The following is a 7,734-nucleotide window of genomic DNA, read 5'->3' as shown; positions in this document are numbered from 1 at the left end:
ATAATTTATGTAGAAGTATTTTCCCTAATAGGTACATGTAACCCTAGATTTGAGCATTACGTATACTCTATAAAATGTAATAACTATGTAGGAGGTTCTTATGAGCGAACGTGTAGTAGTAGTCAATGCAAGTAAAATGAATTATGACCATGCATTAGATTTCTCTATATTATCTAGTGATGTACAGGTTTACGATAATAGTACAAATGCAGAGCTTATTGAACGTATTCAAGGGGCTGGTGTAGTAGTAACAAAAGAGATTCCTGTTACTGCTGAGTTGCTTTCACAATTCCCAGATACAGTAAAACTCATCGTAGAAGCTGGTACTGGCTATAATAATATCGACCTAAATGCGGCAAAGGAAAGAGGCATTACTGTGTGCAATATTCCGGCGTATAGTACAGAGCGTGTAGCACATACGGTAATCATGATGATCCTCAATTTTGCGTCTACCATGCAGAAACAAATTGGCATGCTTGCTAAAGGTGATCGCAGTAATTTCACAAAATATTTACAAGTGAGCCACACAGAAGTGAACGGTAAAACATTAGGTGTTGTTGGTGCTGGTCATATTGGTATGGAAGTGATCAAAGTAGCAAAAGCATTAGGTATGAATATTCTAATCCATACGCGCACACCAAAGGCTGATGGTGATGGTATTCGTTATGTAAGTCTTGATGAATTACTAGAAAATAGTGATTATATTACATTGCATTGCCCATTGAATGATCAAACTAAGCACATGATTAATAAAGAAACTATCGGTAAAATGAAACCTAGTGCAGTTATCATAAATACTGGTCGTGGTCCGCTTATTAATGAAGCAGAGCTTTGTGAAGCATTAGCGGCTAAACGCATTGCAGGTGCCGGTCTCGATGTACAAGAGGTAGAACCTCCAGCAGAGGATAGCCCTCTATATACATTAGATAATGTTATTCTTACACCTCATATGGGTTGGAAAGGCTTAGAAACACGTCAACGTTTGGTAGGCATCATTCGTGACAATGTACAAGCCTTCTTTAAAGGTGAACCTATTAATGTAGTATCTAAATAAAATAGATATTAGAACAAACAATAAGAGCCGTCCCCGGTTGTGTGGGGGCGGCTCTATTGTTTAGGGCTATCATAGATCAAGTCTTGGTATATATGTATATATATATCAAGGGAGGTAGTTATCCTCAAACTTGATTATGATTGATGTTGTGTTTTGATGGGACTCCACCAATGGCGTCGATAGGCCTTGATTCCTTCCACCACGGTTCTTGTCGCTTTAGCTGCAATATCTTTTGTGGCAGCTGGTATGCCTTCTAGGCGATAGGTAATACCTAACTCCTTATATTTAGCAGTACCCATAACGTGATATGGTAAGCAATCAACGGCTTGTAAGTTTTTCAGGGAGCCTAGGAAAAAGCCTAGACGATAGTGATGATCTGCATTATCTGTAATCGTAGGGACTACAACGTGACGAACCCAAATGGGAACCTCTACGTCTGCTGTCAATCTAGCAAAGCCGAGAATGGGCTCTAACGGTTTGCCTGTTAGCCACAGATGTTTATCATCATCGATTTCCTTAAGGTCTAGGATGACGAGACTAGTGACCCTGAGTAGCTTACGGTAGGCCACCTCTTGGTGGGGATCAAAACAAATTCCACTTGTATCTAAACAGGTATGGACGTTTCTTTCACGGAAATATGTGAAAAGCTCAGTAACAAAGTCAATTTGCATGAGAGCTTCCCCACCTGTGACGGTGATACCACCATTAGTATAAAACTGGCGGTTACGTTCGTACTGGTCCCACAACTCCTCAACAGTCATGAACTTAGCATCATCGCTAGTTTCATTCCATGTGTCGGGATTGTGGCAATATGCACAACGCATGGGGCATCCTTGGAGAAAAACCACCATGCGCATGCCTGGACCATCAACCGTACCCATCGTTTCGACCGAATGAATACGTCCTGTCATAGAAAACCTCGATTAGATTTGTTGATGGAATGTACGAGAAATAACCTCATCCTGTTGTGCTTTAGTCAATTTGCTGAAGTGCACTGCATAACCAGACACACGAACAGTCAATTGAGGGTACAACTCAGGATGTTTTTGAGCGTCTAACAATGTTTCGCGAGTGAACACGTTAACGTTCAAATGATGACCGCCTTTTTGGGAGTAGCCATCCAATAACTCTACCAAGTTATCAATTTGTTGTTGGTTGCTCATGGGTATTACCTCCTTTCAACCATGACTAACACTCATATCAGTGCCGGTGAAAGCACATAGATACTATGGAAGATATTATTTATCTTCCTTTATAGTAACATTCGGTTCGCTGCATGCGAAGTTTGTATTGGAGTTAGGCAATTGAGATGGATCTAACTCAATATCAAAATCGCTGAGTGACACAAATGTTTCACCAGATTTACCTAATGCGTCAGGAATGATAGAGAAGGTATTGGAAATACCATCGGAGCTATCACGCCATGGCATTTTTGCTACGGATGCCAACGAAGAAATAGCACCGTGAGTATCACGACCATGCATTGGGTTAGCACCAGGGGCAAAAGCTTCACCAGCTTTACGACCATCTGGTGTGGAACCTGTTGCAGTGCCATATACTACGTTGGAAGTAATTGTTAACAAGCTCATAGTAGGAACGGATTGACGGTATGTAGGATGTTTACGAATCTTGTTCATAAATGTGGAAACAACTTTTGCTGCCAAGCTATCTACACGATCGTCATCGTTACCATATTTAGGGAAGTCACCTTCGATTTCGAAATCAACAGCGATGCCGTTTTCGTCGCGAATAGGTTTTACTTTAGCGTATTTAATAGCAGACAAGGAGTCAGCTACTACAGATAAACCAGCGATACCAGTTGCAAACCAACGAGTTACTTTGCGGTCATGCAATGCCATTTCTAATTTTTCATAAGCGTATTTATCGTGCATGTAGTGAATGATATTCAATGCGTTTACATATACGCCTGCTAACCATTCCATCATGTCGTCGAATTTTTCCCATACTTCGTCAAATTCTAAGTATTCAGAAGTAATAGGACGGTATTTAGGGCCAATTTGTTTCTTCAATTTTTCGTCAACGCCACCATTGATTGCGTATAGCAAGCATTTCGCCAAGTTGGAACGAGCGCCGAAGAATTGCATTTCTTTACCAATACGCATTGGAGATACACAGCATGCGATAGCGTAGTCATCACCAGAGTTAGGACGCATTAAGTCGTCGTTTTCGTATTGGATGGAAGATGTTTCAATAGATAGTTTTGCGCAGAAGCGGCGGAAGCCGATTGGCATGCGAGGGGACCATAATACAGTGAGGTTTGGTTCTGGAGCAGGACCAAGGTTAGTCAATGTATGTAGATAACGGAAGGACATTTTGGAAACCAATGTACGGCCGTCAGTACCCATACCACCGATGGATTCAGTTGTCCAAACAGGATCGCCTGTGAACAAGTTGTTGTATTCGTGGATACGTGCGAAGCGAACCATGCGCAATTTCATGATGAAATGATCTACGAATTCTTGGATTTGCTCTTCAGTGTATGTGCCATTGCGAAGGTCACGTTCTGCGTAGATGTCTAGGAATGTAGAGTTACGGCCGATGGACATAGCAGCACCGTTTTGCTCTTTAATAGCACCGAGGTAGCCGAAGTAAATCCATTGCATAGCTTCTTTCACGTCTTTAGCTGGTCCAGAAATATCATAGCCGTAGGACGCTGCCATTTCTTTCAACTCTTTCAAGGAACGGATTTGATCTTGAATCTCTTCGCGGTCGCGAATTACGTCTTCAAGCATATCGCCCATAGTAATGTTGAATTGTTCTTTTTTATCTTCGATGAGGTAATCAATACCATACAACGCGATACGACGATAGTCGCCGATGATACGGCCACGGCTGTAAGCATCAGGCAAACCAGTTACGATATGAGCTGTACGAGCAGCACGCATCTCTGGTGTGTAAACGTCAAATACGCCATCGTTATGAGTTTTACGATGCTTTTTGAAAAAGTCTTCTGTTTGGGGATCCATTTTGAAGCCATATTCTTCAATAGCAGATTTCGCTGTACGCAGGCCACCATAAGGGAACATAGCACGTTTTAGCGGTTTGTCAGTTTGTAAACCAACGATTGTTTCAAGGTCTTTGTCGATATATCCTGGCGCATGGGCAGTAATGTGTGTGGCCACGGAAGTATCGGCATCGAGCATGCCGCCTTTTTCACGTTCTTCTTCATAAAGCTTCATTACTTGGTCCCATAATTTTGTCGTTCTTTCTGTAGGACCAGCAAGGAAGGAATCGTCCCCTTCATAGGGGATATAGTTTCTTTGAATAAAGTCGCGTACATCAACGGCTTTATCCCACACACCTGTGTTAAAATCTTTCCATGCAGTATGTTGCATTTTGCACCTCCATAAAAGGATATAACTATAGATTTCTATGCCTATAGTGTACAATGTTTGTCCTGATTTAACAAATTTTAAATGATATATATTTTCAATACATACTATGCGATTTTCGTAAGAATAGTTCTTATTTAAAATCCTACAATAATGGGTTCATCATTTAAAATCCAGTAATTATAATGTTTGGATTGAAAAATATGGGGATGTACACCTGGATTTTTGATTTTTATATTATCTTTAAATAATGAAAATTCATATCAATAAATAGAAAGTATTCGATATAGTGTGATGTACATTCTTGGAATCCTAGGGCCTTATTATGGTAATATTTAGATAGTATTAATTTAGGAACTATGTAGAAAGGTGGATGCTAATGACAAATCGAATGAAAGCTATCTTAGGAGCATCTGCTACCATTGCCGTATGGGCTACGGCGTTCCCTTTTGGAAAAGTGGCATTGCAATCTGTAGACGCCTTGACCCTATCTGTAGCAAGGGTTGTAGGTGGTGCTATACTCATGCTGATTATTGGTGTATTCAAAGGTTTACACATTCCTACATCTTGGCGTGAGTGGGGCGTATATATTTTATTAGGCGCTACAGGGAACTTCATTTACCAAGTTGTGTTTAATGAAGGTTTACGAACAATACCGGCAGCTACATCGAGTATTATTATGGCATTGACGCCAATGGTAACGGCACTGATGGCATTAATCGTTTATAAAGATAGAATACGTCCTATTGGCTGGCTTTTCACCGTAACAGCCTTTGTAGGCGTAGCTGTTATTATTCTTTGGAACTCAACTCTAACGATTCCTATGGGTGCCATATGGACGTTGATAGGGATGGTACTATTTGCAATTTATAACATTCTGAATCGCGGGCTTAGCTTGAAAGGGTATAACTCCATCACTATTGCTATGTGGTCCATGTTTACCGGTGCTATTATGGCATTGCCATTTGCAGATCATGCTATTGATATGATTGTAGCCGCACCTATTAGTGCAAAGCTTGCTATGCTGTATTTAGCATTCTTTTCCAGTGCACTTGGATTTGTATTCTGGAGCTATGCCTTTGAATATGCCGAAAAGGTGTCTGATGTAACTAACTTTATGTATATCTCGCCAATTGTGGCAGCTATAGTAGCAGCCTTTTTATTGGGAGAAATACCAAACATGGGACTCTATATTGGGGCACCTGTTATTTTAGGCTCCTTATATCTCTTTAATCGATATAGATAAGTTAATTTTGTTAGAGTCTGAATCATCTAGATTTGATGTAAAAGATATAAAGATATAAAAATAGAAAAATAGGGATGTAAACCCTTATAATATAAGCGTTATATAAAAGAGAACCTTAATCCATTGATGGTTAAGGTTCTTTTTTGTTTGACAGTCCTTATAAATTGTAGTAATCTAAGTACATAATTAAAACATACCTTAAAGATATGTTTTAAGGTTAAGATTAATTCCTACCATATTGTAGGGAAAGAGGTGGTACAGTGATTGCTATACGAAATGTAACGAAAGAGTTCGACGTTAATAAGCAAAAGGTTACTGCATTATCTGATGTAAACTTTACCATAGAAAAAGGCGACATATTTGGCATTATTGGCTTCAGTGGAGCTGGTAAATCTACACTGCTGCGCATGATTAATGCCTTAGAGGTACCTACCTCTGGTCATGTTGAAATAGATGGTGTGAATATCAATAGTTTAAGTTTTAACGAGCTTAGAAAAGTGCGTAAGCGCATCGGCATGGTATTTCAACAGTTCAATTTGTTGAATGCTAAGTCTGTATATGATAATGTGGCGATTCCATTAATTCTAAATAAAGTTCCTAAATCAGAGATTGATAAAAAGGTTAAAACCTTGTTAGACTTTGTTGATTTAGGGGACAAAGCAAATGCCTATCCTGGAGAATTATCTGGTGGTCAAAAGCAGCGCGTTGGTATTGCCCGTGCGTTAGCTACAGATCCATCGATTCTTTTATGCGATGAAGCAACAAGTGCTCTTGATCCAGATACGACAGAGTCTATTCTTCAATTATTGGAGCGCGTTAATCGTGAACTTGGGGTAACGGTGGTTATCGTCACTCATGAGATTGATGTAATTCAAAAAATTTGTAATCGCGTTGTGGTTATGGAGCATGGAAAGCTCATAGAGAGTGGCTCCGTACTTGAGGTGTTTAGTAAACCTAAACACGAAACAACAAAGCGATTTGTTAGGACTGTAATTCCTGATGAAATTCCATCAACAGTGAAACATACATTAGCTTGTGATAAAAGGCCATACACAATTCTTAAGATGCATTTCTTAGGAAATAATACGACAGATAATGTTCTATATCATATTAATAAAACCTTTGATTTAGAAACGAGTGTATTATTTGCTACGGTAACAGAGTTAGAACATACTGTACTTGGTATATTCATTGTTCAGTTTATTGGCGATGATCTTGAGGTGGGCAAGGTAAAAGAGTATCTTGTTGCTCAAGGTATTGAATGGCAGGAGGTGACACTATAATGGATTTCTTCATGCAAGAACTTGGTGTTCCAGGATCGCAGTTATTATTAGCCGCAGAACAGACATTATATATGGTGTTCCTATCTCTATTCATTGGTACAGTACTAGGTCTAATTATCGCAGTCACACTAGTAGTAACAAATCCTAATGGTATCGTTAAAAATAGTATTGTTTATACCATTACAAATACAATTGTTAATGTTGTGCGTTCTGTACCATTTATCATTTTGATGGTGTTTATATTACCGTTAACTAAGATGATTGTAGGTACGCGCGTAGGAACAATGGCGGCTATTGTTCCGCTTGTAATATTTATTGCACCGTATTTAGCTCGGTTGTTTGAAAACTCGATTCTAGAGGTTAATAAAGGTATTATCGAAGCAGCACAATCGATGGGGGCCTCTCATTTTGAAGTGATTTGGCATTTTCTTTTACCAGAAGCAAAGGGTTCTCTTATTCTATCTATTACAACGGGCACCATAGGTCTAATCGGTGCTACTGCTATGGCTGGTGCTATTGGTGCAGGTGGTGTAGGTGATTTGGCCCTCACCTATGGTTATGAACGGTTGAACTTCCCATTGATGTTATTTACCGTAGTTATTTTGATTATTTTTGTTCAAATTATTCAATCAATAGGTAACTATTTTGCACGTCGTGCGCGTCGTTCCTAATTTGATGAAATAGATTTTAGTTATATTGATTGTGAAAGTATAGGAGAATGTACTATGAAATTTAAAAAGCTTCTTGCCCTTGGTGCGGCATTAGTATTTAGCGTAGCTTTTATCGCAGGCTGCGGTT

Annotated in this window: 7 protein-coding genes; 4 read left to right on the top strand and 3 right to left on the bottom strand. The window is 39.4% G+C overall.

Annotated elements, in window-relative coordinates; genetic code table 11:
• Window positions 1-100 precede the first annotated feature (100 nt).
• Window positions 101-1,054, top strand: coding sequence for a 2-hydroxyacid dehydrogenase (locus QZ548_RS06145; protein WP_295869096.1), 954 nt, complete (start codon window positions 101-103; stop codon window positions 1,052-1,054).
• Window positions 1,055-1,188: 134 nt separating this feature from the next.
• Here the strand turns inward: QZ548_RS06145 and pflA are convergent, their stop codons facing one another.
• From pflA to pflB, 3 genes are all read right to left on the bottom strand, one after another.
• Window positions 1,189-1,965 carry a pyruvate formate-lyase-activating protein gene (pflA, locus tag QZ548_RS06140; RefSeq protein ID WP_295869094.1) on the bottom strand — a complete coding sequence of 259 codons (777 nt, stop codon included), beginning with the start codon at window positions 1,963-1,965 and terminating at the stop codon, window positions 1,189-1,191.
• Between the two features lie 12 nt (window positions 1,966-1,977).
• Entirely contained in the window at window positions 1,978-2,217 is a 240-nt protein-coding gene (gene grcA3, locus QZ548_RS06135) for an autonomous glycyl radical cofactor GrcA3 (protein ID WP_005387698.1), read from the bottom strand.
• A gap of 75 nt (window positions 2,218-2,292) precedes the next feature.
• Window positions 2,293-4,410: a formate C-acetyltransferase gene (pflB, locus tag QZ548_RS06130; protein WP_295869093.1), complete on the bottom strand. Its 2,118-nt coding sequence runs from the start codon at window positions 4,408-4,410 to the stop codon at window positions 2,293-2,295.
• A 376-nt stretch (window positions 4,411-4,786) separates the two neighbouring features.
• Between pflB and QZ548_RS06125 the strand changes: the two genes are divergently transcribed.
• From QZ548_RS06125 to QZ548_RS06115, 3 genes are all read left to right on the top strand, one after another.
• Entirely contained in the window at window positions 4,787-5,653 is an 867-nt protein-coding gene (locus QZ548_RS06125) for a DMT family transporter (protein ID WP_295869091.1), read from the top strand.
• Window positions 5,654-5,913: 260 nt separating this feature from the next.
• Window positions 5,914-6,936: a methionine ABC transporter ATP-binding protein gene (locus tag QZ548_RS06120; RefSeq protein WP_295869089.1), complete on the top strand. Its 1,023-nt coding sequence runs from the start codon at window positions 5,914-5,916 to the stop codon at window positions 6,934-6,936.
• Complete coding sequence (locus QZ548_RS06115; RefSeq protein WP_295869087.1) at window positions 6,936-7,607, top strand: methionine ABC transporter permease; 672 nt, start codon at window positions 6,936-6,938, stop codon at window positions 7,605-7,607. The genes QZ548_RS06120 and QZ548_RS06115 overlap by 1 nt, the downstream gene beginning before the upstream one ends.
• Window positions 7,608-7,734 lie beyond the last annotated feature (127 nt).

This window comes from uncultured Veillonella sp., assembly GCF_915069625.1.
In the GTDB taxonomy this organism is placed as follows: domain Bacteria; phylum Bacillota; class Negativicutes; order Veillonellales; family Veillonellaceae; genus Veillonella.
This window is presented reverse-complemented; position numbering and strand designations above follow the sequence as displayed.